38 protein-coding genes are annotated in these 26997 nt (G+C 45.0%); 6 read left to right on the top strand and 32 right to left on the bottom strand.

Annotated elements, in window-relative coordinates; all coding sequences use genetic code 11:
• Window positions 1-2: 2 nt before the first annotated feature.
• The 27 genes from DXA18_RS02635 to DXA18_RS02520 form a co-directional block, all read right to left on the bottom strand.
• Complete coding sequence (locus DXA18_RS02635; protein WP_100932005.1) at window positions 3-1370, bottom strand: phage major capsid protein; 1368 nt, start codon at window positions 1368-1370, stop codon at window positions 3-5.
• 19 nt (window positions 1371-1389) lie between these two features.
• Window positions 1390-2217 carry a head maturation protease, ClpP-related gene (locus tag DXA18_RS02630; RefSeq protein ID WP_003506170.1) on the bottom strand — a complete coding sequence of 276 codons (828 nt, stop codon included), beginning with the start codon at window positions 2215-2217 and terminating at the stop codon, window positions 1390-1392.
• Window positions 2218-2219: 2 nt separating this feature from the next.
• A complete protein-coding gene (locus DXA18_RS02625; protein WP_055062305.1) occupies window positions 2220-3650 on the bottom strand; it encodes a phage portal protein in 1431 nt (476 codons plus the stop codon).
• Window positions 3647-5440: a terminase large subunit gene (locus DXA18_RS02620; RefSeq protein ID WP_118382549.1), complete on the bottom strand. Its 1794-nt coding sequence runs from the start codon at window positions 5438-5440 to the stop codon at window positions 3647-3649. The genes DXA18_RS02625 and DXA18_RS02620 overlap by 4 nt, the downstream gene beginning before the upstream one ends.
• A complete protein-coding gene (locus DXA18_RS02615) occupies window positions 5441-5983 on the bottom strand; it encodes a phage terminase small subunit P27 family (protein ID WP_003506163.1) in 543 nt (180 codons plus the stop codon). It lies immediately after the preceding gene.
• 64 nt (window positions 5984-6047) lie between these two features.
• Entirely contained in the window at window positions 6048-6581 is a 534-nt protein-coding gene (locus DXA18_RS02610) for a hypothetical protein (RefSeq protein ID WP_243007001.1), read from the bottom strand.
• Window positions 6582-6831: 250 nt separating this feature from the next.
• Window positions 6832-7269, bottom strand: coding sequence for a hypothetical protein (locus DXA18_RS02605; protein ID WP_003506159.1), 438 nt, complete (start codon window positions 7267-7269; stop codon window positions 6832-6834).
• The gene (locus DXA18_RS02600) at window positions 7217-7591 is read right to left on the bottom strand and encodes a hypothetical protein (RefSeq protein ID WP_069424299.1); all 375 of its coding nucleotides are present in this window, start codon (window positions 7589-7591) and stop codon (window positions 7217-7219) included. Before DXA18_RS02600 ends, DXA18_RS02605 begins: the two co-directional genes overlap by 53 nt.
• Window positions 7592-7611: 20 nt before the next feature.
• Entirely contained in the window at window positions 7612-8043 is a 432-nt protein-coding gene (locus DXA18_RS02595; RefSeq protein WP_003506157.1) for a single-stranded DNA-binding protein, read from the bottom strand.
• Complete coding sequence (locus DXA18_RS02590) at window positions 8040-8627, bottom strand: hypothetical protein (RefSeq protein ID WP_118382548.1); 588 nt, start codon at window positions 8625-8627, stop codon at window positions 8040-8042. The genes DXA18_RS02595 and DXA18_RS02590 overlap by 4 nt, the downstream gene beginning before the upstream one ends.
• The gene (locus tag DXA18_RS02585) at window positions 8624-9205 is read right to left on the bottom strand and encodes a type II toxin-antitoxin system PemK/MazF family toxin (protein WP_118382547.1); all 582 of its coding nucleotides are present in this window, start codon (window positions 9203-9205) and stop codon (window positions 8624-8626) included. Before DXA18_RS02585 ends, DXA18_RS02590 begins: the two co-directional genes overlap by 4 nt.
• 27 nt (window positions 9206-9232) lie before the next feature.
• Window positions 9233-10597, bottom strand: coding sequence for a ParB/RepB/Spo0J family partition protein (locus DXA18_RS02580; RefSeq protein ID WP_118382546.1), 1365 nt, complete (start codon window positions 10595-10597; stop codon window positions 9233-9235).
• Window positions 10539-10856 (bottom strand): hypothetical protein, encoded by a 318-nt coding sequence (locus tag DXA18_RS02575; protein ID WP_243007000.1) that lies wholly within the window; start codon window positions 10854-10856, stop codon window positions 10539-10541. The genes DXA18_RS02580 and DXA18_RS02575 overlap by 59 nt, the downstream gene beginning before the upstream one ends.
• Window positions 10857-10870: 14 nt before the next feature.
• A complete protein-coding gene (locus DXA18_RS02570; RefSeq protein ID WP_227056826.1) occupies window positions 10871-11266 on the bottom strand; it encodes a hypothetical protein in 396 nt (131 codons plus the stop codon).
• 25 nt (window positions 11267-11291) lie between these two features.
• Window positions 11292-12266, bottom strand: a complete 975-nt coding sequence (locus DXA18_RS02565) for a DNA cytosine methyltransferase (RefSeq protein ID WP_118382544.1) — start codon at window positions 12264-12266, stop codon at window positions 11292-11294.
• Complete coding sequence (locus tag DXA18_RS15595; protein WP_158567077.1) at window positions 12241-12402, bottom strand: hypothetical protein; 162 nt, start codon at window positions 12400-12402, stop codon at window positions 12241-12243. The genes DXA18_RS02565 and DXA18_RS15595 overlap by 26 nt, the downstream gene beginning before the upstream one ends.
• Before the next feature lie 15 nt (window positions 12403-12417).
• On the bottom strand, window positions 12418-13206 hold the full coding sequence (locus DXA18_RS02560) for a hypothetical protein (RefSeq protein ID WP_081337313.1): 789 nt from the start codon (window positions 13204-13206) through the stop codon (window positions 12418-12420).
• 2 nt (window positions 13207-13208) lie between these two features.
• A complete protein-coding gene (locus DXA18_RS02555) occupies window positions 13209-13988 on the bottom strand; it encodes a ParA family protein (protein WP_069424304.1) in 780 nt (259 codons plus the stop codon).
• A gap of 36 nt (window positions 13989-14024) precedes the next feature.
• Window positions 14025-14165 carry a hypothetical protein gene (locus DXA18_RS15590; protein WP_004605252.1) on the bottom strand — a complete coding sequence of 47 codons (141 nt, stop codon included), beginning with the start codon at window positions 14163-14165 and terminating at the stop codon, window positions 14025-14027.
• A gap of 15 nt (window positions 14166-14180) precedes the next feature.
• Complete coding sequence (locus DXA18_RS02550) at window positions 14181-14465, bottom strand: hypothetical protein (protein ID WP_069424305.1); 285 nt, start codon at window positions 14463-14465, stop codon at window positions 14181-14183.
• Window positions 14466-14479: 14 nt separating this feature from the next.
• A complete protein-coding gene (locus DXA18_RS02545) occupies window positions 14480-14995 on the bottom strand; it encodes a VRR-NUC domain-containing protein (protein WP_069424306.1) in 516 nt (171 codons plus the stop codon).
• Window positions 14996-15105: 110 nt separating this feature from the next.
• Window positions 15106-15897 carry a lytic transglycosylase domain-containing protein gene (locus DXA18_RS02540; RefSeq protein WP_118382543.1) on the bottom strand — a complete coding sequence of 264 codons (792 nt, stop codon included), beginning with the start codon at window positions 15895-15897 and terminating at the stop codon, window positions 15106-15108.
• Window positions 15894-16814 carry a rolling circle replication-associated protein gene (locus DXA18_RS02535; RefSeq protein WP_118382542.1) on the bottom strand — a complete coding sequence of 307 codons (921 nt, stop codon included), beginning with the start codon at window positions 16812-16814 and terminating at the stop codon, window positions 15894-15896. The genes DXA18_RS02540 and DXA18_RS02535 overlap by 4 nt, the downstream gene beginning before the upstream one ends.
• Window positions 16815-17121: 307 nt before the next feature.
• Complete coding sequence (locus DXA18_RS15755) at window positions 17122-17283, bottom strand: hypothetical protein (RefSeq protein WP_003506130.1); 162 nt, start codon at window positions 17281-17283, stop codon at window positions 17122-17124.
• Window positions 17284-17288: 5 nt separating this feature from the next.
• Entirely contained in the window at window positions 17289-17510 is a 222-nt protein-coding gene (locus DXA18_RS02530) for a hypothetical protein (protein ID WP_003506129.1), read from the bottom strand.
• An 85-nt stretch (window positions 17511-17595) separates the two neighbouring features.
• Entirely contained in the window at window positions 17596-17913 is a 318-nt protein-coding gene (locus DXA18_RS02525) for a hypothetical protein (RefSeq protein WP_004605244.1), read from the bottom strand.
• 250 nt (window positions 17914-18163) lie between these two features.
• Window positions 18164-18427, bottom strand: a complete 264-nt coding sequence (locus DXA18_RS02520) for a DUF6874 family protein (RefSeq protein WP_069424308.1) — start codon at window positions 18425-18427, stop codon at window positions 18164-18166.
• Between the two features lie 423 nt (window positions 18428-18850).
• Here DXA18_RS02520 and DXA18_RS02515 point away from each other — a divergent pair, with 423 nt between their 5' ends.
• The gene (locus tag DXA18_RS02515) at window positions 18851-19222 is read left to right on the top strand and encodes a helix-turn-helix domain-containing protein (protein WP_118382541.1); all 372 of its coding nucleotides are present in this window, start codon (window positions 18851-18853) and stop codon (window positions 19220-19222) included.
• Window positions 19219-19407 carry a hypothetical protein gene (locus DXA18_RS02510; protein ID WP_141711045.1) on the top strand — a complete coding sequence of 63 codons (189 nt, stop codon included), beginning with the start codon at window positions 19219-19221 and terminating at the stop codon, window positions 19405-19407. The genes DXA18_RS02515 and DXA18_RS02510 overlap by 4 nt, the downstream gene beginning before the upstream one ends.
• A gap of 310 nt (window positions 19408-19717) precedes the next feature.
• Here the strand turns inward: DXA18_RS02510 and DXA18_RS02505 are convergent, their stop codons facing one another.
• Window positions 19718-19861, bottom strand: a complete 144-nt coding sequence (locus DXA18_RS02505) for a helix-turn-helix domain-containing protein (RefSeq protein WP_243006999.1) — start codon at window positions 19859-19861, stop codon at window positions 19718-19720.
• Between the two features lie 70 nt (window positions 19862-19931).
• Between DXA18_RS02505 and DXA18_RS02500 the strand changes: the two genes are divergently transcribed.
• The 3 genes from DXA18_RS02500 (at window position 19932) to DXA18_RS02490 (ending at window position 22110) form a co-directional block, all read left to right on the top strand.
• Window positions 19932-20501 (top strand): hypothetical protein, encoded by a 570-nt coding sequence (locus DXA18_RS02500; RefSeq protein WP_118382540.1) that lies wholly within the window; start codon window positions 19932-19934, stop codon window positions 20499-20501.
• A 165-nt stretch (window positions 20502-20666) separates the two neighbouring features.
• Window positions 20667-21758, top strand: a complete 1092-nt coding sequence (locus DXA18_RS02495; protein ID WP_118382539.1) for a tyrosine-type recombinase/integrase — start codon at window positions 20667-20669, stop codon at window positions 21756-21758.
• 13 nt (window positions 21759-21771) lie between these two features.
• Window positions 21772-22110: a hypothetical protein gene (locus DXA18_RS02490; RefSeq protein WP_003506114.1), complete on the top strand. Its 339-nt coding sequence runs from the start codon at window positions 21772-21774 to the stop codon at window positions 22108-22110.
• A 205-nt stretch (window positions 22111-22315) separates the two neighbouring features.
• Here DXA18_RS02490 and rpsI read toward each other — a convergent pair whose 3' ends face one another.
• From rpsI to DXA18_RS02470, 4 genes are all read right to left on the bottom strand, one after another.
• On the bottom strand, window positions 22316-22708 hold the full coding sequence (gene rpsI, locus DXA18_RS02485; protein ID WP_118382538.1) for a 30S ribosomal protein S9: 393 nt from the start codon (window positions 22706-22708) through the stop codon (window positions 22316-22318).
• A gap of 28 nt (window positions 22709-22736) precedes the next feature.
• A complete protein-coding gene (rplM, locus tag DXA18_RS02480) occupies window positions 22737-23165 on the bottom strand; it encodes a 50S ribosomal protein L13 (RefSeq protein WP_118382537.1) in 429 nt (142 codons plus the stop codon).
• Window positions 23166-23517: 352 nt separating this feature from the next.
• Window positions 23518-24534 (bottom strand): M24 family metallopeptidase, encoded by a 1017-nt coding sequence (locus tag DXA18_RS02475; RefSeq protein ID WP_118382536.1) that lies wholly within the window; start codon window positions 24532-24534, stop codon window positions 23518-23520.
• A gap of 62 nt (window positions 24535-24596) precedes the next feature.
• Window positions 24597-25886: an MFS transporter gene (locus DXA18_RS02470; protein WP_118382535.1), complete on the bottom strand. Its 1290-nt coding sequence runs from the start codon at window positions 25884-25886 to the stop codon at window positions 24597-24599.
• Window positions 25887-26223: 337 nt separating this feature from the next.
• Between DXA18_RS02470 and DXA18_RS02465 the strand changes: the two genes are divergently transcribed.
• Entirely contained in the window at window positions 26224-26949 is a 726-nt protein-coding gene (locus DXA18_RS02465) for a helix-turn-helix domain-containing protein (RefSeq protein WP_118382534.1), read from the top strand.
• The last annotated feature ends 48 nt before the right edge of the window (window positions 26950-26997 follow it).

Below are 26997 nucleotides of genomic sequence, written 5' to 3'. Positions count from 1 at the left end.
TCTTATCCCTGCACAACTTCCGTGATGTTGCCTTTGATGATTGCTCCATCATCAACAGGCTGCACGTCGAAACGGTCACGAACCTTGATTCCGGTCATGTCTTTCTCCCACAAACCTGCTGCCTTGTCGTTCATGTCGATTGTGATGACATTTCTGTCAAATAATGTGATAGCCTCTTTTAAGTCGCCCATATACACAGGATGCTTGTATGCGGACACCTTTGCATCGACTGTCGTTTCCTGCTCCTGTCCTTTGCAAGTTACAACATACTTTCCTTTCACGACTTTCCATGCTGTTACGTCGGACGTTGCTGATGCGTCGATTGCTGTGGTTGTTCCGTCGATTGCTAATTTGCTACCGGAGATTGTGAACGCAGGTGAGTACACTGGTTCAGATTTCACAGTCCTGTTTGACACCTTGACAATCGGATATTTACCGAACAACATCATCTGTGTCGGCTGTGTAGGATTCGGCTGCAAAATGTACTTTCCATCCTTATCCTTTAACTTGTCGAGGTAGTTGTACCCGTTCTGATTTGCGATGACCATTGCTCCGGTTGTGATAGCAGGGTCGAGACCCACGTTGAACACGTCCTTGAGGCTGTCGATTGTGGAAATCACAACCTCTTTTCCCTTTGTCATCTCGTCCGCAACCTTGAGAATCATCGCATTTCTTGTCGCCTTTGTTTTCTTGGCAATCCATTTGTTGATGTATGCCATGACATTGGCTGCGGTGTCCTCAAACAGTTCTGCGGTGATTTTTAAGATGCCACCTTTTTTCTTGATTGCATACACAATCTTTTTGAACTTCGGCTCATCCATGTCGGGGAAATCCGCCTCCTCGTCCACATTGTCGAACGGAGTGGAATCTGCATCGACCTCAATGTTTCGAGAACCGCTCTTTGTGGTCACTCCCTCCACATTGACATACTGCTCCAGATTATCCTCTGAACGTCTTAACTCGATGATGTCTGTTCTGATGTCCTCCGGAACGGTGACACCGATTCCCATTTCATCATCGTCTCCCTTTGTGGTGTCTGTGCTTAACGCATCCTTGTACACCTTGACATCTCCCTCGTCCGGTTCTCTCTTTAAGAATCCGCATTTGACGATATTGACGAACGCTTTCACGAGGTTTTTCTTGTCTGCTTTTGCCCCGATGGTCTTTGCTGTTCCCGTCGCCACCTTGTCCTCGATCTCCTCATGTTCCTCCTCGTCCAAATCGAACAGGAGGTCAAACTTTTCCTGTAACTCTTTGAGTTCCTCTTTTGCTGCCTTTGCCTTGTCGAGTTTTCCATCGTTCACAAGGCTCTTGACCTCATTCTTTTTGTCGTTGATTGCTTTCAACAGTTTCTGCATTTCCTTGTTCATGAATCATGTCCTCTCTTTCTTAAATTCCATACATGTCGAGGTCTGCAAGAATATCCTGCTTTTCTGCCTCGATTCTCTGTTTCTCTGCCTCTGCTGCTGCATTGTTCCTGTTCTCCAGTTCCGCAAGCACCGCATCGACAATGTCCTTTGTGGCTGTTCCTTTGATGCTCTCCGGAACATGGTTGTATTTTTCAAAATAATCTGATGCACACGCTGCGACTGCTGCCTTTTCATCAATCAAAACGTCGAAATACTCTGCCAGTTCTGCACCGCTGAACCACTTTTCTTTCGCCATGAAAGACTTGATTTTGTCTCTCGTCACACCCTCTTTCAAGTGTTCCTCGTAAACGTCGAGAATTGAATCCTCGCATAAATCAAGTTGTTTGATGACCTCTTTGAAATCGTCTGCGTTGCCCCATGCCATACATAAAGGCTTGTGAATCATCGCCTGTGCTCCTGTCGCAAAATGCAGTTCATCACATGCGAACATGATGACAGATGCGATTGACGCAGCCATTCCATCAACATATCCGACTTTGTGTCCGGAGTATCGTTTCAACTGGTTATAGATTGCCAGTCCTGCGAATACATCACCGCCACCGGAATTGAAATAGATGTCGATGTCCTCATACCCATCCAACTGGTTGAGGAAATCTGCGATGTCCTGCGGGCATCTGTCCTCCTCGAACCACATGGATTCCCATGTTGCTGATACAATGTCACCGTAGAAATACAAGGAACATCTGCTCTGTTCCTCGTCCTGTTCCAAATCCAAATAGCCGACATTTTCAACTTTTCCGCTGCGTTTATTCTTTTTTGTGAAATCAAAACGTCTTTTCTTTGCCATGATTATTCACCTCCCTCCTGTTCTTCCTCGTCCTCTGCCTCGTCGGTTTCGTCCGGTTGTCCTGTTGTGTCCGGCTGCTCTGTGTCCGGCTCTGTTTCTTCCTCCGGTTGCTCCGGTTTTTCGGTCTCCTCTTGCTCGATTTGACCTTTCTGATATGCTGCTCCTGCCATTGTCAGCGGAACGATGCTGCCATTTGCAAGTAAAGTGTCGCCACCCTCTCCATCGGGGAGGTCAAGTTTGCGTCGTGCCTCATTCGGTTTCATGATTGAGCCACTGACACCGTTTTTCAGGTATTCCATTTGTGTCTTTGAATCTGTCCGGAAAAGAACTTTTTCATTGTATTTGTAATAAAAACCGTCATCCTGTTCCTCGTCCGTCAGCATTTTATAGTTGATTTCTTCCTCATACTGCTTGATGACGAACAGTTCTGTATCAACGTAAAAAGACAACTGCTGCAGCTCACTGTTTGCATAGGACGACTTTGAATAGTCGTTGATTTGATTCGGTTTCACACCGAACGCTGCTGCGATCTGCAATGCAGTGTATTTTTTCAATTCAAAGAACTGTGAATCTGACAATTTGATGTCGAGTGGTGTCAGTTTCATCCCTAACGGTACGGGAATGATTTTCCCTGTGTTCCTCGCTCCGCTGCCAAAATCCTCGAACGACTTCACAAGTGCCTCTTTCGCTTTATCATTCAACTCTCCCGTATATTCAAGCGTCGCTTTTGCTGTCAGTCCGCTCTCATATAGGCTGTTCATATATCTCTGTGACGCTGATGCTCCGGAAATCGTGTCACGGAGAATCTGCTGAACTGGTAAACCTGTCACACCGTCAAAACTGAATGATGTTTTGAAGTGCATGACCTCACTCGTGTCAAATACATACTGACTTCCGGATGTCGGGTCTGTGTAGACATACCACAAGCGTCCTTTTCCTGCGAATATGCCTGCATCATCCACAACAATCTGAACACAATTCGACTGCATCACCCACAGGTCAAGAATTTTGACCTCTCCTCCGTATTTCTTCCGGATGAATTTCTTTCTCATGTACACATAAGCGTTCCCGTAGTGATTGCGGTTGATTTCCACTGTGTTCCAAAATACCGTCGGTGTCATGAACGGGTTCGGTCTCTTGGTCAGCAGTCTCGACGTGTCCGTCTGTTCTGCCTCAATGATTCCTTTGTCCGTTCTCTGATAATATTTGATAGGCATTTTCGCAAGAGTTTCCGACAGCATCTTGAGACATGTGAAATATGTCACCTCTGATGTTGTCTTTCTCCTCCTGCTTAAACCCATGCTCTCAAGGAATGACGGTGAGTTGAGCGTCATCACCCCGCCTGTCAGTTCCGTTGAATCACTGACCTCCGGTGCAGTTTCACCTTTCCACCAGTTCATCAAACTGTTTGCTATTTTTCTAAATGGGTTCATTCTTTCTCACCGCCTTTCCCCATGTATTTCTCATACATTTCAAGCCATTCATTCACAACCTCATTTGTGTCCGGCTTGTACTCCTCTTTCATTGCTGCTTTCCATGCGTCGATGATTGCGTCAATCGGGTCGATTCTGTCCTCGTCGAGTGCCTTGTCGATTTTGATTTCACCGTAACTGTTCGAGATAGTCTTTGCGTTTGCAATCGACCACGTCAGCAGTTCATCGAACGGAACAACCTTGCCTTTTCCGACTTCTGTTCCCTCAATCACGACGTTTCCTGCTTTTATCTCCAGTCTGAAATCAACTGTTGCGTCATTGAGTTCCTTTGCTGTCTGTGTAATTGCCACAGAATCGAATCCCAGTGCCTCAAGGTCTGACAGGAACGCAGATGCGTTGTGTGGGTCATAACACACAAGTTGAGGTTTCAAATCATTCTGTTTGATTAAATCCTCAAGGTACTTGATGATGTACTTGTAATCTGTCTTTATTCCTCCCAGTGTCTCCGTGACTGTCACGAGACCTTTTGAAATCCATACATCATACGGAACTTTGTCCGTCTTGATATGCTCGTCCACTCTGCTCGCAGGTATGAATGAGTGAGTATGCACAAAATACTTTTTCACACCGTCAACCATGTACGGGATGACGATTGCGATGGATGTCAAGTCGCCTCCGGACGACAGGTCAACTCCGACATAACATTTTGAGCCTCTGAAATCCTTGAGCGTTCGCAATGCTGCACATCGTTTCCAGTCTTTAATGTCCTTGATGTACAGTGCGTTTGACCACTGCATCCACATGTTTAACTGCTTAACGAGGAAATCTCGCAAATCTTCCCCGCCCATATCACGGGCAGTGTTCGCAATCGGAACGAGATTCTCCAGTGCATCCTCGTCATATTCGAGAATCGGGTTTGCTTTTATCCAGTTCTCCTTTTTGTATAGGTCATCCGCTGTGTCCAACTGTGCTATATACACGAACTGACTGTCGTTCTCAAACACACCTTTCAGCAGATTGCAGCAATACTCATATAACTTGTAGCAAGGCGATTTCAAATCGAACCCCGCTGTCGTTATGACGGAGATCAGTGCGGATTTTAATTTCTTGATACCTCCCTCAAGCAGTTTGTACATCTGATTTGTCTTGTGAGCGTGGTATTCGTCAACGATTCCCAAATATGCACGGTGTCCGTCCAGTGACTTGGTATCTCCGGATAATGCCTTGATTTCCGAATGTGTACAGAGACAATCTATCGTGTGATTATGCTCATGCACCTTGAACCACTCCGACAAATCCTCGTCGGAATTGATGAATTTTACAATTTCATCAAAAACAATGTTCGCTTGGTCTTGTTTTGTCGCAGTACAAAAGATTTTTCCGTATTTGTACCCGTCAAAATTGCCATAGTAACACGCTAAAATTCCGTTGATGAACGATTTTCCGTTCTGTCTGCCTAACTGCACATAGGACGTTCTGAACCGTCTGTGACCCTTTTCTTTCGTCCTCCACCCGTTCAATGACCCCAAAATGAAACACTGGAACGGGTACGCTGTCACATTCTCCTGTTCGTCACCCTCTGCGATCGTTAATTCTTCCGCAAAATTGATGATTTCCTCGGACTTTTCAACGTCGAAATAGAATCTGTATGGTGCTGCTTTTGCTTTTTCAAGGTCGTCAAGATGCCTTTGACATGCCAGTTTGACATATTCACCTGCAACGATGACACCTGCAACGACATCAAGAGCGTATTGTGTGCAACGGTCGGTCACTGTTGCCCCTGCTGCCATTTATGAACTCGCATACTTGGCGAATTTGTTCTCCGGTTTTGTTTCCTTTGCTTTCGGAACTACCAACCGACACCGACTGCTGACCGTCATTCCGAAATCCGATGCCCCCTGCCGACATTGTTTCATGCAGCGGTCTTGTATAATCATGAGACGCTCCCTCTCACCGTTCACAACCTCCCGTGTTCCGACCTGTACACGTTCCTGTTCTCCTGTGTCCGGATTCTCTCGCATCTCATAGACCGGAACATCGACCATCAACGGAGTTTCTCTGATTTTGTCCGTTATCTCGATGTATTGGTCTTGTGCAATCAGTAATCTCGCCAGTGCATCACAATCCACGTTCGCAATGAGTTTGATTGCAAGCAGTTCTTTTGACAATTTCCGGAATTTCTTCTTTTGTTCCGGTGTCAAATATGCCGGAGGCTTGACTTTGTCGTTTGGGGCGACCACCTCTGCATTTTTTCTCGCCTCAATCTCTGCTTTTGTGAGGTGTTTTTTCCCTTTCATGACCACCAAATCGGTCGGTTGTCTCTGTCCTGCCATGCAGCATCAACCCCCTTTCCGTCCAGTGTTCACGAGTTTCGTGTCACATTCTGACACCTTTTCGTCACTCCCCTGTGTCTTGATTTTCTCGTGGGGAGTTTTCTCCAAAGAAAAGAGGGGGTGCGACTAAGAAACGGTCACATAAAACTTTTTCATATCCCCCTGCCTCTTTGAAATGGTAATCAATCAGCGACCTCAACTGTGTCTGTGTTGCTTTCATGCTTGCATTGCTCTGTTTATATAGTGCTGTGATTGTGTTGTGTGTCCGATGGCTCAAGGGTATCAAGTTCAATGGGTTCAACCTCTGCTCCCAGTCCTCCTCAAGTTCTATGATGTGGTGGATGGGGTCTGAATCTTTCAGTGTTATCAACTGGTGCTCAACATACAGAGCATATATATCCACATATTCATACACACTCATGATGACAGGTCTCAACTCCCGCCATTCCTTTGACAGATAGAACTCTGCTGCTCGTGGGTCTCTGCGTGTATTGTTATATGTCACATGCCTTGACTGCTGCCTTGCCTCGCACTGCTCGCACATGGTCAATGCCTGTGGGATAAGGCGACCGCATCCCTTACATGCTTTCAATAACACACTGCTCACTCCTCTCTGTCCATCGGTCTCCTGCTGCCTCTCATGTCTTTCAAGAGGCGGGCATACATCGCACATGATAGTGTCCTGCTGCCCGCATATAACAGGAGGGCAAACAGGCAAGAAAAAAGCGACTGCATCTCTGCAATCGCTCACTCAACTGTTCACGTTATCATATTAGCACGTTTATATTTGCTTTTGTTCACCCACTTTTTACCCCCGAAATCACCCTCATTTCACCCCGTTTTCACTCTCATTTCACTCCGATTTTGTCATTTTCGATTGCTTTTGCACCGAATAATTTGATTGAGAGACGTTCTGTCATTGATCTGCACCACTTTTTCGGTGAGTTCTTTCCGCATCCTGTCTCCCTCACAATATCCTCGTATGACTTGCCCTTGATATATACTGCCTCAAGTGCGTCGTACTTGTACCCCTCACCTGCTGCCTCTGCATCCTCTTTCAGCGATGCAAGAGCCTTTTTCATGTGCTCGAACAGAATGACCGTCTCTGCCTTGCACTCTCTGATGGACTGGAGGAACGCTTTCTCTGCCGAAATGTTATATCTTGATACATCGTCAATCTGTGATACTTCCGAAATTGCATCCTTGATATATCGCTCTATTTCCCGATAATTCTCAAGATATACCTGTGTTTTCTGAATTGCTGTCATTTCTTTTTCTGTCTCCACGTCGTTTTCCTCCTTTTGACCTTTTCAGAGGCAAGCCATGATATTTCCTCCAATTATTCGACTTTTCCTGCCTCCTCAGTCTGTATATGCTCTCAAATGCGGTCAATGCCTCTTTTGCACTGATTCCCACTTTCAAAAGAGCATCTTGCAGGTTTTCTCCTCCTGCTGCCTTGATTTTCTCCGGATGCTCCGGAGATTCCGTCTTTTTCAAGACCGTTGCTGCCTCTGCTGCCTGTTCGATGATTTCAGACACCTCTTTCTCTGTCTTTCCCGCTGCCCGCAGTTTTGAAATGACGTTTTTCACCTTTTCCACGAATCCCATGTCTCCATCCTCCTCCGCACCTAATTGAAAGGGAGTTCTTCGTCGATTCCGTCCGGAATATTCATAAAACCGTCACCTGCGTCCGAATACCCTCCGTTGTTCCCGTCCTGCTGCCCTGCTGCTTTCTTACTCTCTGCAAATTCCTGTTCCTCGACAATCACGTCCGTGGTATAGACCTTTTGACCGTCTCTGTTCGTATATGACCCCGTCTGAATCCGTCCAGTGACAACCACTTTCGTTCCCTGCTTGAGATATTTTTCTGCGAACTCTCCATCTCGTCCAAACGCAACGCAGGAAATGAAATCCGCTGACTGCTGCCCGTCTTTTGCTCCTCTGCGGTCAACCGCAAGTGTATATCGTGCGATTGCCATTTCCTCCTGTGAATTATTTCTCGGTGAATATCTGACATTCGGGTCTCTCGTGAGACGACCCATCAAAATGACCTTGTTCATCCGTTTTCCCTCTCTTTCTGCAAAACATACTCATTCTGTGCTTTCTGCAATTCCGTGATGCCCTTTTTGAACTGTGCATCATCTCCATTCATGCAGATTTCAAACAATTCCTCATATCTGTCAATATTCTCGGTGATGAACGCTGCCTCTGTCTTTGAACGTCTCTGCGTGAGGAACATTCCTTTGATTGTCTCTCTCATGGTCTCGCAGTTCTGTCTCTCCTCCTCCGTTTCCGGAGGAGTTTCTTTCAGCATCTTATCGACAACCCTGTCCACCGCATCCGCAATCTGTTCTTTCCATCCGGATGACGCTTTTTCATCAATGAGTTGTGACTGGATGTCCTCGAACGATGCTCCCGCTGCTGCTCCCGTGATTCTGATGTCCTTTTTCCCTTTTGCTGCAATCAGAATCAAATCATCGTCATACGCTGCCATGTAATAGTCGAATTTTGCATTGAAATTCTCTTTCGGATTGATGATGACCTCCGGCTCACTGCTGCCCTCTGTCTGAATCATCACACCGATGTATTTCTGACCTGTTCCCTTTGCCTCAATGAATAATGCTTTTAATTGCCCTTTTTTCAATTTCCTGTTCCTCCCATAGTCAGCAGCCTCTCAAATAACTGCTCATATAGTGCCTTGAATGTGTCACGCTCGGTCTCAAGCCTCACAACAATCTCCGATGTCTCTCCTGCTGCCTCCTGTGGCTTTTCGGTTTTCTTTTCTTCTAACGACTGCTGCATCGCTTGAATTTTGTTGCGATAGTATTCAATTTCCTCCTGCTGTTTCTGAATCGTCTCATTGTACTGCTTTGATGTCTTTCCTCCACCGCTCAACTGTAAGGAAATCATGAGAGCGATGTCGATGTTTTTCATTTCCTGCTCCGATACCTGCCCGATGTAGTTATTCACACGGTCGGTCGATACTGACGATACCTGTTCACACAATACTGTGGATAATCGTCCGGTACTGCGGACGGTCACATGTGTCGGGAGGTCTGTTTTCGGTTGCGTCGTCATATACACAACCTCAATCACTCCGGAGTGCTTGTTGTTTTCGTCATTGCTGACTACAACTGCGGGTCTGTCCGCAAATTGTTCACTCCCGTTCGTCGCCCCCCCTCGTGCGATATAGAATATCTCTCCTCGTCTGATGTTATCCATTGCCTTTTCCTCCTTATTCCACCACCATCATTCAGCATCCTCTTTCATGAGTGATGTTGCCATGATGCAATATCCGTCCTCAAGACCTGCAAACTCCTCAAGGATATATGTCACAAGCACTCTCACGGTGCGTCCTGTGTTCTTTCCGTCCTTGAACTCCATCATCTCAAGGATGTCGCCTTTTTTATAGCCTCTGTCATTCTTCCGGAGTTCAAATGTCTTTTCTCCGGATGCAACCTCCTCAAAAAATGTCGCTCCCAGTTTAATGTGATGCACTTTCTGACCGTTCTCCTGTGTGTCTGACGGGAGGTTGTTCATCTTCTCCTCCTCTGCCTGTTCACGGAGTTTCTTTTTCGTCTCACGGTCGATTGCATCCTGCTCCTCGTTATATCTCTGCTCGTCTGTCTTGTATGCCTCTGCACGGTTCTTGTACTGGTCGCATGAGGTACATGTTCCGGTCTTTACGTTGCAGGTCTCGTATTCTGTGCAGGAATAGCAGATTGATGTGATTCCCTCCGGATGCGGTGTCTCATAATCGTCGCCCGCTTTCTTTTCTTCCGGAGGATTCATGCTGTTTTCTGATGACTGCTGCCCTGTTGTGTCTGAATCTGACACGGTGTCCTGCTGCCCTGCTGCATCCTGCTCCTGCTCCGGTTTCTGCGGTGATTTCATGTCCTTGATTTCCGTATAGGACAATTCTCCGTTTTCCTTGTATTTTGCAAGTGCCTCCTGCTGCATCTCCGGAGACATCCCACTCAACTCGTACGCTGCGGAGAATGTGAGACGCTCGTTGTTGAGTTCCTCCCGAAACTCCGGAATCAGATTGTTGTTGACGCTCTCAATCTGTGCGATCTTGGTCTTTGACATCTTGAGCATTGATGCGATAACATCACGGAGGCGACCGGACTGGAGGTCATATCCTTTGATTTTCTTTCCATCCGTTTTCATACGCTCAAGACACGCTTTGAGACGCTGTTCCTCCTCGATGACATCCTTGAGAGACTTTGTCCGGTATGCGTTTGCGATGATGATTTCCACCTGCTCCTCGTCCTCGTCCTGCGGTGTGGTCAGTTTGCAGGTCGCAATCTCAAAATCTTTATATCCCTGCTCGACAAGGTGCTTGAGTGCAAGCCACCGTCTCTCACCTGCCACGATTCTATATTCGCCCTGCTCATTCGGTTCAAATACGACCTCAAGATTCTGTTTGAGACCATACATGAGGATGTCTCCTGCAAGTTCCTCAATATCTGCCAAATCATAGAAATTGAGTTTGTTCCGGTACATCTTGAAAATTGAAATGTCCTTTGTCCGGAATCTCGCTCTCGGTGATTCGTCAACTCCTGCCTTGCTGTTCTTGTTCAGTGCGTCCATGACGCTGAATCCTGTTGCCATCTTCTTTCCTCCTGTTTTCTCCCGTCAATGCGGTCACGATTTCTTTGTATTCCATTTCACACTCGAAAATCTGTGCGTCGAGTGCATCCAGTCTCTTGAATAACTGGTTTTCAATGCTTTTCGGTACTTTCTCGCCATTCCGCAGCAATATACCGATTATCTGATATTTACTCTTGCAGGTCAGTTCCGTCAAAATCTGAATCTGTTGCTTTTGATTCTCTGCTCTCCGGAATGACCCGCATATCTCTCTTTCGGTCACACGCACCCGCTCCCCTATTCTGTTAATTTCTGCTTTTTGGTCTCTGTACGCTCGACGTTTATCTCGCCTTTGCTATTCTGCGATATAGATGCTTTGACCCCGCCTCGGAGGTTCAGAGTGACCTTTGCCAGTCCTCCGGTGTATATCTCCTCAACTGCTGCCTTGAGAATATTCACGATGCCCTCACTGCATCTCTTTTCCGGTGCTGCTGCCTCTCCGAACAATGCAGCGACGTTCTGCATCGCCTTTTCTTTCCTCTGTTTCTCTTTCTGATACTCAACCGCCTGTTCGCAGGTGCAGGACATTGTCGCCTGTTCCTCTGCCTGTGGCTGTGTCAATTTCTCCTCGCTGTCAATCTGCACCATCTGTCCGCAGAATCGACACGGTGCTGTGTTGATGATGTTTCCCATGTTCAATCCTCTCTTTCTGTCGCTCTCATGCGACCTCCTGCAAAATTATCTTTCTGAATATGCTCTCAAATATCGGAACTGCGATGCTGTTCCCTGCTTGGTCATATAAAGCCTTGTAGTATTTCCCGTTTCTTTCTTGAACTGCTTTCGCCCTGTCAAAATCCTCGTCTGAATATCCCATCAATCTCCAACACTCACGCTCTGTCAAATACCGATACCGTCCATCTCCTCGGTCGATGACCTGTGCAGGTGTCCGGTCTTGCCTTGTTGTGATTGTATATGCACAATCTTTGATGACCGTCGCTCTCCGGATTCCTTTTTCTCCGATACATGCAAGGACAGACGGTTGTGTCACATCGTAGATGTCCGGAACGTCATCCTCAAGGAACTCTTGCAGGTTTCGCATCGGTGTCCTTATGAGGTCATCGAACTCAAATTTTTCACCGTTCAGAACAGAAATCGTGAACACTCTTTCTCTCGCTTGTGGCAATCCGAACTCTCTTGCATCTAAAACCGCATAATTATTCGTGTACCCCAGTTTTTCCATCTCGACCATGTATCTGTCGAAATTCTGTCTCATGTACTTTGATTTCACATTCTTCACGTTTTCCCATATCACATAGCGAGGTCGCCATTCTCCCATATTCTCAATGATATGTATTGTCTCCCACATGAGAGAGGAACGTGTTCCGCTCCCCTCGTCTGAACCTTTCCCTCTGTTGATTCTTCCGTCTCCTGTCGCTTTCCCTTGATGTCCTGCGATGCTCATGTCTTGACAAGGCGAACCATGAATCAAAATATCCGGTTTCAGATTCCATCCGACGACCGTCTGTGTTTTATATTCTAATTCCTCACGGAACATCGAATTGTATGACCGGACTGCTTTTTCATTGATCTCCACATAGTCGATTGCTTTTGTTGGGATGTTCAAATTTCTCAAGGCACATCGAGGCGAACCAATTCCCCCGAATAATTCAAGAATCTGTATTGTATTGTTCATGTCCTGCTGCCTCCTGTTCCTTTATTGCTAAATCCGGACATTCACGACAGTCTTGACCGTTCTCCTCGCACTGTTCCTGTTCGTGTTCCGTCACATCCTCCATGTCTTTTCCGTACCATCTGCAAAAACCGCTCATGTTCAAATCTCCTCTCTAATCAAAATCAACGAATTGTTCCGCTTTGAATCGGTCTCCCATATCCATGAAATAACCGTATAAAAACTCTTTCTGTTGCTTTGTCAGATTTTTCATGTTTGTCACTATATATCCGGTATATCCGGATGGATTGTGAATCAAGCAATATCCCTTTACCTCTGATAGAAAATCTCTCATGAGATGGTTAATTTCATTGCCTCTATTTTCTTTCACCCAGTTCCAATATTCCTCCGTGAACCCTTTTTCCTCACAGATTTGTTCTGCTGATTCCTCATGAGTTCCGAACGGTGATTCAGTGAAAACTCCTGTCGGAGACAACCACCCGAACTCTTTTTCCTCCTTGTCCTGCTGCCCTGCTGCGTCCTGCTCCTGCTCCTGCTGCATCTGTGGCATTATTCCATTGTTGAAATTTTCAAGATGCTTTGAAAACTTTTCCATGTTCATCTCACGCTCAATGATTTCCTCGTATTTCAGAGGTTTTCCCTCTTTCCCGTCCTTGAGCATGACCATCCGGCACGTTCCCCATTCCATCTCACTGAATCCCAAATCGTAGCACTCCATCACATAAAACAATCCCGTTTTCAAATCCGGATTCATGCGAATCTCGACCATGTCAATGAAATTTTTATTGTCCAGTGCATCCCATACAATGTGAAAGTAATATGCAAAACCTTTTTCAAACGATTTGCACTTTCCCGAACCGTCAAGTGTTATGCAGGTGTCGCATCCTCCATTAGTGTGATGTTTGCATGAGTTGTTGTTGCATGTGATTTTTCTCTTTCCCACGCTCACCCCTCCATTTCCTTGAGTAACTCATGAACCACATTGCGATAGTCCTGTGACACGATGCAGTTCTTTGAAAACTGTGGGAGGACTGCCATTCTCATGGATGCCTTTTCCGCTACAATCGACCGACGAATCGGTGTGACGAACATGTCAAATCCGGAACTGGTTTTCATCCACTCCTCGAAATCCAGTGATGTCTTGTTTTTCTGTCTCATGGTCACAAGACCTTTGATTCGGAGTTCCGGATTGATTTCCCGCAGGTCGTCAACCTGCTCCTGCAAGTTGTGAATCGCCTCGTTTTCATATCCTCCGACCTTTACGGGTGCAATGACGAGTTCTGCTGCCAGTAGAATGTTGATGACCACCATATCAAGCAGACGACCACAATCACAAATGCAATAGTCGTATGCCTCGGATATTTCCTCCAGTGCATCCCGCAGCCTCGTGACTTGATTTGCCTCCTGCTTGAGCAGCAGTTTCATGTCTGTCTGCATGAGATACCCGTTTGCAGGAATGATGTCAATGTGACTGTACTGTGTGGGTCTTATCAAGTCCGTTGTCCGGTATGACCCGCCTACGCTCACATGACGCTCAAGCAGTTCACTCATTCCTGTTCCCTCCGGCTCGTATGCCTCGAATGTCTTGGATGTATCGCCCTGTGGGTCTCCGTCGAGAATGAGAACACGTTTCTCCTGCTCCTCTCCCAACATGTAGGCGATTGCATCCGATGTCGTTGTCTTTCCGATTCCACCTTTCGGTGACATAACTGCAATAATTTTCATTTTTTTCTGTTCCTCCTGTTATCCTCTTGTTACCTGTTACATGAAACCTCTGTCGTCCGGCTGTCTCCATCCGCAGCGGTGCAGGTGCATCCCCTCGCCCACCTTGTAGAGTGTATATGTGAACCCTGCTCCCAGTGCTATGACAACGACTGCTGCCACAATGATGATTTTCCTCATGTCCTCACCTCCCCGCTATATCGTGATTGTGTGGTATATACACAACTGCAAATCTCTGAAAGAATAGTCCGGTGTTTCCTCCGGTTTCATCGGTGCAATGAGACCCCGTTCCTTGTATTTCCTGTGAGTGATCTCCGGAATTGCTCGGAATCTCTTGACCTCTGCATCTCCTATCTGTGCGACAATGTCCTTGTCGACCTCCATGTTTGCGAAATACTGGTTGTATATCTCCTCACCGTCCTTGATGACCCGAACCCTGTCCGGACTTTCAAGCAACGTCATAACATCCTTGACCGTCATCCTGCTGCACCTCCTCATTTCTTTCTCGGTTTGCTCTCTTTGATTTCCCCATTCTTGAGGATGCTGTTGTTCGGTATATCCATGACCATCTTTTCGATTGCGTCCTGCTTTCCACTCGCTCGCCCCATCACAATCATGACATCGTTCATCCTCCAACTATTGAGAGATAAATATTTCTTGATGACCTCGATTGCCTCCTCTGCGGAGTAGCAGGTCGCCACGAAATGACCTGCCTCTGCCATGTCTTTGAGGAACTCTTTCTGTGATACCTGCTGCCTGTTGTCTCCGAACTTCATCTCGATGTATAGTCCGCAATAAATTCCTTTCGGATATGGCAAGCAAAGGTCGCTCACTCCCGCCTTGACACCCATCTGTTTGAGTTTCACCGCCTCCTGCTTGTTCCTGCTGCCTCCGTTCGGTACATGGTGCAGCCATTTCAATTCCGGATAGCGGTTCATGTTCCAGTTCGCCCATGACACGACATTGATTTGCTCCGTGTCCTCACTTCTCATTGCATATCTCATGTTCATTCTCTTTCACCTCTTTCCTGCTGCCTATCTCCTGCTTGCACATGTCATAATATTCGCAGAACAGACACACATGTCTGCAATCCTTGACCCTCAACATGTGCAGAATCCTCTCAATCACCTGCATCTTGCTCCAGTTCCTCCTCGATTTCTTTCATCCGGCTCATGATGGTCTGATTGTACTCATACACATAGATTCCGTTTTTCCATAGATGTTGTTTTGCTCCCTGCTCCCCGTAGTTATACGCTGCAAGTGCATCTTGAATCGTTCCGTATCTCTCAATCAGTTCCGACAGGTAATCAATCCCGACGAGTACGTTCTGATATGGGTTCGTGAGGTCTGTGACGTTCAGACGCTCCATCCTGTCTCTGTGGCACTCCTCATATATCTGCATGTACCCGATAGAATGACCATCATCACCAACCTTGTCGAATTTATATCCGGATTCTTTCTCAATCAGAGCTACCACAAGGTCATATCTGACCCCGTACTGCTTGCAGACGCAATATGTATATACCTGCATCTTTTCCGGAAAATAGCCACCTGTCCGACTGTATTCCTCCGGTATCTCATAGAGCACGAATCCATCCTCCTCGCCTCCCCAGTCTGCCGACATGGTGTCAAATACTGCATACTTGTCCGGTTCTGTGTCCTGCTCCTGCTGCCATGTTCGCACCTGCTCAAGCATTGCATTTTGTCCGGATGCCTCTCTTTTCTCGTCGATTCTCTGCATCCGTGCATTGAACTCCTGCGACTGCTGCTCATGCTCCTCAAATTCCTTGTCATCTCGCATGACAGAGCGTGTCAGACCTATGCTCACAGCGATCGCCAGTAATACCATCACCGCAATATATGTCCGTTCCCGTCTCCTCCTGCTCATTCTTCTCTTTCTTTTTGCTTTCATTGCTGCCTCCGTTTCCTCATTCTCGCCCGTATGTAGAACATTGAGTTGAAATCGTTGTAATAGATTCCCGCATCTGTAAAATCAAAATCCGGATACCATTTCAACATCTGCTCACGAACCTGCTCATGTCCTTTTCTCATGGTCTCGACGTATGTTCCGATTTTCTTATATCCTCCGGCTTTTGCTGTCGGTCTCTTGGAATGAACCACCTTGATGTCGTGGTCTCTCAATCCCTGTGAGGAGTTCCACCGTTTCTCCGATTTCACCCTGTTCTTTTCCTCGACGATATACTTTGCCATTCCTGTCAAACCGTTCTCGTCCTTTTGCAGTCTCCGAACCTCGTTCCTGCTGCTCTGTTTCCAACATCCCTCAACCACATCCATGTCCATGTCGCCATCCATGACAATGTGATGATGCCACCGGATTTCCTCTGTCGGATTGTAGGCGGTCACATAGACATATCTTGCGTTCGGGAGACCCCTTTTCTTTCTCTGATAATTCACCCGTCGGATGAATTTCTGCACGTTCTTGATTGCTGCGTCGATGTCTCCGTCCGGAGGGAGATGCTCATTGTCATATGTAAACGTGAGCCACAAATCCCTGTCCGTGAAATTCTCATTGATAAGACGCTCCACATATTTCCTTGCGTTCTTGTCATTCAGATTCCTTTGAGCCTTGTCATTGTCCTTTTTGATACTCCGACCCTCCGGAGGTACTTCATCCATTTTCTTGAACTGTGGATATATCTCAACCTCGAACTGGTCTCCTGCTCGTATCTCCTTGAGTGCATATACAACCTTTTTCCCTTGCTTGAACATCTGCTCAACAAAGAACTCGTGCATATCCTCAAGGCTCTTGTTATATGCTGCCTCATAGTCATACGGGATGAACGTCATCCCTTTCTTTCTCTTTGCCATTCTGACACCGTTCCTCCTGCTGCCCTTATATATACTTTTCAACGACTTGTTACTATCCATCACAAGGTCGTCAAAAGGGTCTAAAACCCTTTGAAACTACGGGGTTTTCCCGCTTTTTCATGCTTGCAATATGGTGTCAGATTTGCTATAATATTTTTAGTGTTTTAAGCGTCTGACACAGACTGCTAAACGGGAGACCGCTGCAACGGTCTCCTTTCTTTTTGCTCTTTTTTCTCATGCTCTGCATATTCATTTTTTAGGTGTATTCCTCGTAAATCGCCCCCTCCGTATCAAACACAAGTCATCCTCACGCTGTTGCAACCGCTGTCTTTCCCTGCTGCTCCCATTTCTGACGTTCCTCCTGTTTTCCTGCCATATATCCGGCAATATAGGACTTGTCAACGTCATCCATCTGTGTGAACCGCTCTGCGATATTCTCAATCATTTCTTTTCTTTCATCCTTTGACATATATGTCACGCTCCTCTCTTTCCTCTGATTCTCTCAAGTTCTGCCTGTATGTCTTTTCCGGAATAATCTGCAAGCAGTTTCTCCGAAATGTGATAAGTCCATATTGATGACATCTGCACCGCTGTTCCGATAGGGAGTTTCCCTTGCTGCATCGCTATTCGGATGAATTGCGGTGATACATTCAATATGACTGCTGCCTCGGTTGGCAATATACGTCCGACTTCCATCCGTCTGACCTCCTGTTCTGACCTGCCTTGTCAATGCGTGGGCGGTCATCCCACACAGACGGGCGACTGCTGCCCGTTTCGGCTCTCAATAGTCGTCCTCAATCTGTTCGTCTGCCTCTGTGTAATATTCCCCGTCATATCCTTTTGACATGATTCTCTGATAGCATCTGTCACACACCAGTCTGAACGGGATTCCATGACAATCCTTTGTGAAATACATATCCTCACGATCAACCTCATGTTCGCACACCGGACATGTCCGAATGTCACGCTCCTCGAATCTGCATGACAACCCATTCTGTCTCCTCCGGCAATCCTCGACCGTTCCGTCTCGTCCTGTCATGAGTTGGTTTTTGCAGATGTCGCAATCATTTCCCTCGTTGAAATATTTCATTTCCTGCATCCTGTTTCCTCCTGTGGAGGCTCTCTCGGTCTGTTCATGACCTCGCCTCTGTTCCGGCTGAATTTACCGTGTTGTGTCTTTTCGCCTTAAAAAGTCACCGAAAACCTGTCATCCAACTATGAACCTTTTAGCAAGTTCACCCGCTGCCATGTTTCTCACGGTATTCCGACGCTGTCTTTCGGCTTGCCATCGTCAGAGCGTCGGTCGCCATCCGGACGCTGACGGGGCGACTGCTGCCCCGTTTCGGCTTTTAGTGTGTACCTGCGAATCTTGGGAGAAAAAATCCGAAATCCGTTGCCGGAAATTCTCCTCGTTTTATATTGTTTTGAATACCACAATAGTCATGTGCGAAATTGAAATCATCTGCTTGCAACCAGTCATCCAGTCTCATGTTGAATTTCTTGTCTGCACTCTCGATGTCCATCAGTGCTCCCATGCGATCACCTGTGTCAATTTTCATTCTTTCTGCTCTCTCGCAGATTTTCACATATTTCAAGTATCTTTCTTTTTCCATTTCCATTCCTCCTATTCTTATAAAAGGGCAACAGTGCTGTGTCCTCTCGCTCGGTTGATTCTTCCACTTAACGGTTTCTTGGAATAGGGGTAAAGTGCTGATTGGTTCAGCCTGTCCGCTTTCTTCAAATAGTGCGGTACACTGTGCTTTCTTGCCCTACCGTTCCTGTTTTCTTCAACTACTTTGACGGGTCATGTTTATTCTTCACACGCTCTATCTGCTATCCGGCAGCCTGACCACCATGTCACTTGCGTGTAGCCCTATCGCTTCACCCATTCTTTCCTGCTTTCTGTTGCCTTTGGTTACATTATAGTGACCTGTGTCCACCTTGTCAATACTTTTTTGTTGCCTATGGTTACTTTTTTATTGATTTTTGTCAGTTACCGTGTTATGCTTTATGCAAAACAAAGGAGGTGATTCGATATGACGCAGGGTGAACGCATCAAAGATGTGCGAAATTCGCTCGGTCTTACCCTTGAAAAATTCGGTGAAAAACTTGGTGTGACCAAAACCGCAATTTCTCGTCTTGAAAAGGGTGAACGTAGTCTCACTGAACAGATGACAAAATCCATTTGTCGAGAGTTTGGTGTAGATTATATGTGGTTGACCACTGGAGAGGGAGAAATGTTCGTTGAGACCGACGATGACTTTTTTGAAAGAATCGACCGCATCATGGTGGGTGAAAATGAGACCCGCAAAAATATGATAAAAATGCTCTTGTATGCCTCGGATGATGACATCAAGGCATTTGACAGACTTGTTGATTATTACATTTCATTGAGAGAGGAGAAATGATGAAAAAAGCATCTGAATTATATTCTCTCACTCGTCGAGAGTTGATTTTGCTTGAAATGTTTAACATGCTTGATGACGAGGAACAGGTTCAGCGTTTGTGTAGTCTTTCCGGTTATTTGCTCGGACGCAAAATCTTGTCGGAGGACGATTCGATGAAATACCTGCGTGAAATAAAAAAAGACTGACAGTCTTTTTCAACTGCCAGTCTCATGGGTGTACAGATATAAAACGAATTTATATATCCTCTTGAGGACTTTTTCGCTTTGTATCTTACCGACTAACTCAATGATAGTCTCTTTGTAATGCAAGGGAACACCACCCCTTTCCGTAGTACAGAATAGCACATTTTTCCATGATTGTGGAAAAATCGGACATCATTTCCATAATTGTGGAAATATCTCCCCGAACGGACGACCATTCGTCACATCATGCTATAATAATTTTATTTGTACTCGGATTCAAACAGGTCTGTGATTCTGACCTCCAGTGCAATCGCTATCGTTTCAGTTGAAACAATGTCGGTGACACCTTACCGTTTTCGATGTTGTTGAGCGTCGATTTTCCGATTCCGGATTTCTTCGCCAACTCCATCAATGTGAGACCTTTTGCGGTTCTCATTTCCCACAAACGAATTTGCATACTGTCCACCTCCTTTCACAATGAAAAGAGTACAGTATGCGTTATTCACTTGTAGAATGGAGGTGTTTTCATGAGTGAACTTTTGAAAAGCATGACAACGAGAGTTGTCGGTGTGTCATTTGATAATGATGACGGAACAAGCAGGCAGGACATCATTTCCGGCTTGTCTGTTGGAGAGGCTCTGTTGCTGAATTATCATGAATACGAAAACGAACCCGCCTATGCTGTGACGGATGCTCTCGGAAACTGCATCGGACATGTCTCGAAAGAATTGGCTGCGACAATCTATCAGAAATATAAAGATTGTTATTTTGCTGTTTCTGTTGATGACATCACCGGAGGTGATTCCGGTCTGAAATATGGATGTGTTATCAATATAGACATATATGATTCTGCTCCGGATTTCAGTCAGAACGAATCCCCGATCGCTGCAATGGTCGATGATTCTGTTTCTGCTCCTGTTCAAAACGCAGAATCAATCAAGACAAATCGTGTATATAGTGTAATGTTCACCGTTATCGGTGCTTTGCTTATCCTCGTCGGTCTTGTTTTATTGTTAATTGCTCCGCTTGGCGGTGCTGCTGCGATTGCCGGAGGTGTATTGTCCATCATTGTCGGACGAAAATATAAAAAATCGTAACAAAAAAGACGACCCGTGCTGCAACACGAATCGTCCTTGTGAAACCTCCGTCTCATGCTCCTGCAAAAAGCACTGACAGAATGTTCCTGCAAACACCATTCTATCATAAACCGTGCTTTTTGCATTGGTTTTATTTTTTATACTCTTTTTTAGGATGGTGATTGAATGAAACTACCGAACGGGTTCGGGTCGGTCTATAAATTATCCGGAAACCGACGAAATCCCTATGTAGCAAAAAAGACAAAAGGGTGGGAAATTGACCCTATAACCGGAAAATCAAAACAATTATATATAACCGTCGGATATTACCCGACACGCAAAGAGGCTCTCACTGCATTAGCAGAATACAATAAAGACCCCTTTGATTTACACCATGCAACTATTACTTTCGAGGAAGTATATGAGAATTGGTCAGAAATCCATTTTGAAAAAATCAAGGACACGAATGGTTATAAGGCTGCATTTAACACATCGAAACCCCTGTGGAAAATGAGATTTGTTGACATCAAACTGGATCACCTGCAAGGTGTCGTCGATAGTTCCGGCAAAAATACTCCCACACTTAAAACCTTGAAAATCCTGTGGGGTCTCATGTACGACTATGCTGTCATTCACGAGATAGTGTCTCAAGATAAAAGAGACATGGTCAGATACGTCGATATAAGCAAGGCGGGAAATCCGAACGCATACAACCGGAAACCTTTTTCAAAGAAAGAGATTTCTATTCTGTGGAAATGCAAGGATTCAAACATATATGTGACCGTCATCCTTATTATGATTTATTCCGGTGTCCGTATCGGGGAACTCCTCGACCTTGAGAAAAAGGACATCCATCTTGATGAACGATGGTTCTATGTGAAAGAATCCAAAACAGAGGCAGGAATCAGAGAAGTTCCAATTGCTGAAAAGATTGTGCCATTCTTTGAATACTGGATGAACCGGAAATGTGACCATCTGATTTGTACACCCGACGACGAACCTTTTCAGTACCGGAATTATTATGATTCTTACTGGATTCCTCTGATGCTTGAGTTCGGTTTCGGGAAATTCGTCATTGATGAAACGAAAAAAGAACCTGTCTATGACGGACACCGCCCGCATGATACAAGACACACCTGCATCTCTCTCCTCACTGAAAAGGAAGTTGACGAGAGATTCATCAAGAAAATTGTCGGGCATAAAGGACAGGGTGTGACCGAAAACGTCTACACCCACATTGAACTCCCGACCAAACTTGAGGCAATCAATTTGATTTGATGGAGGTGTACCGATGGATAGAAAAGAATATAAACAGGCTTTTGATAGGGAACGCTATGAACGAATAGAGTTGAAAGTTCCTAAAGGAATGAAAAGTATTATCAAATCTCTTGCTAATGACAAGGGAATGTCTGTCAATGCGTATCTGCAAGACCTCGTCAGAAAAGACCAGTGCGGAATGTTTGACACGATGCAGATTGCAGAGAGGAACAGAGAAATGATTTCCGGAATCACTGGAAACATGCACGACGGATATGACATCATATTCAAGGATGGTTATTCCTGCCACTGTCGCACGAAAAAGGATGTCCGGTCTTGCATCATAGACCATTGCACTGAAAAAGGCGGTTGATACCGTCTTTTTTTCTGCCTACGGAGGACACGCAAAGTCCTACGGAGGACACCTTTTTTCGTGTTAGTTACCTGTGTGTTACCTGTTAGTTACCGGAACATTTTCGTGTGTTTTGAGGATGTTTGATAGATTTTCAGAATATAAAGAAAACCCCGAAAATACTGGATTTTCGGGGTTTGTTGCTCTTTTTCGATATTCGGTTGAATTATCGCTTGCTGAACTGTGGAGCACGACGAGCTGCTTTAAGACCGTATTTCTTACGTTCTTTCATACGTGGATCACGTGTCAGGAATCCGGCTTTCTTAAGCACTGGTCTGTAATCAGCATCTGCCTCAAGAAGTGCTCTTGAAATACCATGGCGGATTGCTCCTGCCTGTCCTGTGTAACCGCCACCCTTTACGTTAACGATTACATCGAATTTACCTTCTGTATCTGTCAGTACTAATGGCTGACGAACGATAACTTTCAGAGTTTCAAGTCCAAGATACTCATCGATATCTCTTTTATTAATTGTAATCTTACCTGTTCCAGGTACAAGATATACTCTTGCGATTGATTTTTTTCTTCTTCCTGTTCCGTAGAATTTTGCTGTAGCCACTGTTATATCCTCCTTTCGACCTTCCTAATTAAAATTTCAGTTCAACCGGCTTCTGAGCCTGCTGCTCGTGCTCCGGTCCTGCATATACATGAAGCTTCTTGATCATAGATCTTCCGAGAGGTCCCTTTGGAAGCATTCCCTTAACTGCCAGCTCGATAACGCGCTCTGGTTTCTTATCCATCATCTCTGCCAGAGTAGTCTCTTTCATTCCTCCAACATAGTCAGAGTGATTGTAATATACCTTCTGGCTCAGTTTCTTACCAGTTACTTTAACTTTTTCAGCGTTAACTACGATTACATAGTCACCTGTATCAACATGCGGTGTGAATTCCGGTTTGTTCTTTCCTCTTAAAACCTTTGCTACTTCTGATGCCAGACGTCCTAATGTGCAATCTGTTGCATCAACTACATACCATTTTCTTTCAATCTTATCTGGATTAGCCATATAAGTTTTCATTGGTTTCCCTCCTGTGATTCATTACATTGCTTATTTAACAATTAACTCTATCGAAATCAGATGCTTCCGGGGCTTTGGAGAGCATTCTGTTTCTCCCATCGTCATACTGATTTATTATATTATACGTTTTTTTGCATGTCAAGCTTTTTCCGTATATTTTGTGGTACTATCTACGCACAGAAAAGACCTGCCACTCTTCTGACCAGATGAGAGGCAGGTCTTTCCTATATTAAGCTAATAAACCTTTAACGTAACTGTTCTTAAGTTATCACCTTTTTCCACAATTAATCATTTCCTACGATCTGAAGATCTTTTGGATACTTCGTCAGCACCTCACATCCATCCTCTGTTACTATAACCAGATCTTCGATCCGGACTCCACATCATCTTTCAGATAGATTCCCGGTTCGATGGAGAAACACATTCCAGGCTCTGCGATCAGATCACAGGATGGGCTGGCCTCCGGCGGTTCATGAACAGTCATGCCCACGCCATGTCCGGTTCGGGTCAGAAAATACTCTCCATAGCCGGCATCTGTAATGACTTTACGTGCCACTGCATCTACATCCGACATTTTCACTCCAGGCTTTACGAAATCTATTGCTGCCTGCTGTGCCGCTTTTACAATCTCATATACTTTGCGGTGCTCTTCACTGCAGCTCTTATAGAATACTGTACGTGTCATATCACACCAGTAATTATTAATCGGTGCCCAGAGATCAAATAATACTGCATCTCCCTCTTTCAGCATTTCTCCGGCAACTGCTCCGTGATGTGGCTCTGCTGCATTTTTTCCATAGCATACATACTGTAACTGCATGTCCTGAACCGCACCATGCTCTTCAAAGAATTCTTCGATCATGTTGGACAGTGTCAACTCATCAAGACTCGGATCAATATGCTTAATTCCAAACTCTACTGCCATGTCATTAATATTAGCCGCATGCCGAAGTGCTTCTTTTTCCGCTTCATCTTTGTGTGATTTGCAAACGTCGATTGGATCAGAACCAAGTACCGGAATAATATCATCACGTTCTTTCAGTACAGAAATCGTATGCTTGGAAGCCCAATTTTTATCAAATCCAACCTTTCCCGGAGCCAGCTCATCTGCAATCAACTTATATGGATTCTCTCCATCTGCATAATAGTGCATTGTCATGCCATCAATCGGCTCAAAGCAAAACAGATTATTCATAAATGCATGTACTTCTCCGTCATCCTTCAGAAGAATTGCTCCGCAACGTTCCATTGGATTCACAATGCGTCCTGTCAGCCAGAAGATGGCCGGATCATCTGCAATCAGTATCTGCGTAAGTCCCTGCCGCTTCATCTCTTCCACAACTCTTGCAAATCTTTCTTTGTTCATCATAGTCTGCTACCTCCTTTTGTATTCTTTTACCATTATGTATGTCCATTTTCTATATATACTGTTTAACTTGCTTCTTCGCCTTTCTTTCTCATCTCAGCCAGTTCCATCCGTCGTTCTTTGGTCAGCTTACGGAAAATGATGATCGCTACAATTGCGATGCACAGCATACCAATAAAGGTCTTGAAGATCATCTCGTATCCTTCCAGTCCTGAGAAATGATTCAGACACCAGCCATTGTACAATGGCATAATGCTTTCTGCGCTGTATCCAAGAGGAGAGATGATAAATGTAACTGCACCCATGATTTCTACCGGATATTCGCCTTCTTCCAGAACCGCATAGTGTAATGCCTGTGCACTGTACATGAACATACACAACAATGCTATACTGATGATCAACATCCACATAAATTTCATAGAACGCGGTGTATACAGAATACCGGCAACTCCTACGATCATCAGAATAACATCTGCCAGCATCATGGTTGAAAGACCTTTTCTGTCGGCGATCTGTCCACCGATCGCACATCCCACAAAGCGGAATCCATTTGCCGCATACCCCATAATCGCTGCCAGTGCTGCAGACATTCCAAATGCTGCTGTACAATACGGCACTACATAGTTATATGTAATGATAACTCCATACGTCATGAACATGATCACGATTACACACCATGTAGTCGGCATTTTCAACGCTTTCAATACATTCTTTCCAAAGCTTGTATCCTTCTCTGTATTAGAATCCAGTGACTTCGGGAGGCATTTCAGCAATGCAAAGTATACAGCCACACCTACTACGATTGCTTCAATACCATAAAAGAGAATCAGCCCTGTCATGCCGTTTGCTTCGCCGACTTTTTTCGTAACAGCGGTAAATGCTGCCAGAATCACAAGTCCTGAAAGGAAGTTCAAGATTCCTCTTGTCATATCAAACAACGCATAGCCTCGTCCCTGCTCACTTGCTTTTGACAGTGCCCGCAGTGCTTTCATACACGGATTCCAGAATGTCATAATAGAGGTAACACCCCATAATGCATAGATTCCTACATGAATCGGAAATGCCGGTTTCAGAAGAAGCACGAACGCTCCGAGTCCTGTTACTACCAAGGATCCAGATATCGCAAGCTTCAGAGATACCCGGTCAGCTACCCAACCGCCCAGACAATATCCTACGATTGCAAGCACTCCATAGATGCTTCCCAGTGTTCCCATCTGCAGATCGTTGATTCCAAAATACGAAACATACGCATCGTAATAATAGTAACGGAAGTATGGAAGCAGATACACACTCATTCCAGCCAATGCAACTAACATGATGACAACTCGATTTTGTTTATAACCACGTGTTTCCATATAATCACCCTTTCTCTCCGGTCTCCTGTTAAACTACTTATCCTGATATAAGAAATACTTATGCGCAACTCAGTATTTATCTTGATAAAAGATTATCATTCAGGTTCATATTTATCAAACCGGTGATTTTTTCCTCTATGGAAACTTTTAAGACTTTTTTGTCTAATTCAGAAAGAAAGATTGTATTTTTAGAAAATACTGCACATCAGTCTATTATTGTCTTAGTAATTTCAAAAAAATCTTTCCTTTTTGGAAATATATGGTATATTAGTTATTGTAGCAGTCTATCTGTTAAGGAAAAATATTGTAAATATCTATATACTAAGGAAGTGATTATATGGCAATCAATACTGTGCATACGCCGGCGGAACACGTTGCCCAGAGAATCCGTATGTATCGCACCAGACAGCATATGACCATCGATACTCTGGCACGCAAGCTCCATGTAAGCACATCTACCATTTCGAAATACGAGAACGGCCGACTTGCATTAAATGTAGCTACATTGTTTGAAATTGCAGATGCATTGAATGTATCGGTAAATCAGCTGACGGATTACCAGGCTCCCGGCAAGCCACGGCTTGAGAAAACAGACGAGCGCAGTTTTTTCAAGCGTTCCAATATCTTCTATATGTATCAGTATTTTGCAATTGACCGCAAGATTTACCCTTGTGTACTGGAAGTACAGGCGAATCCGGAACACGATTACGATGACATCATTCTTTACTACGATGTCGCTGACGAATATAATTATACTGATGCGCAGTACATTTACAAAGGAACTATGTTTGTTCACGACTTCATCACCAATATCTACTGCAAGAATCCATATAACGAAAGTGATGACTTGTCCATCTGCGCCAAAGCGACATTTTCTTTAAAGAATACAACAACCGGACTGCTGATTGCCTTATCGCAGTCACTGCGTAATCCTTACGCGACCAAAGTGATTTTTTCGCTGAATCCGCTGCCTATGGACGACACGCTCCGGGCTGAACTTAGCATCTCAGATAAAACAACTCTTGCAGAGCTGAAGCGTGTAAACTCCTTAGTCATTTATTAAACATACGGCAACTATTCAGAACTCCTCTGAAATACAAAAAAACTGATA

Source organism: Dorea sp. AM58-8, assembly GCF_003464045.1.
GTDB classification, from domain to species: Bacteria; Bacillota; Clostridia; order Lachnospirales; family Lachnospiraceae; genus Claveliimonas; species Claveliimonas ammoniilytica.
The sequence above is the reverse complement of the archived record's forward strand: the minus strand, read 5'-3'. Positions and strand labels throughout refer to the sequence as shown.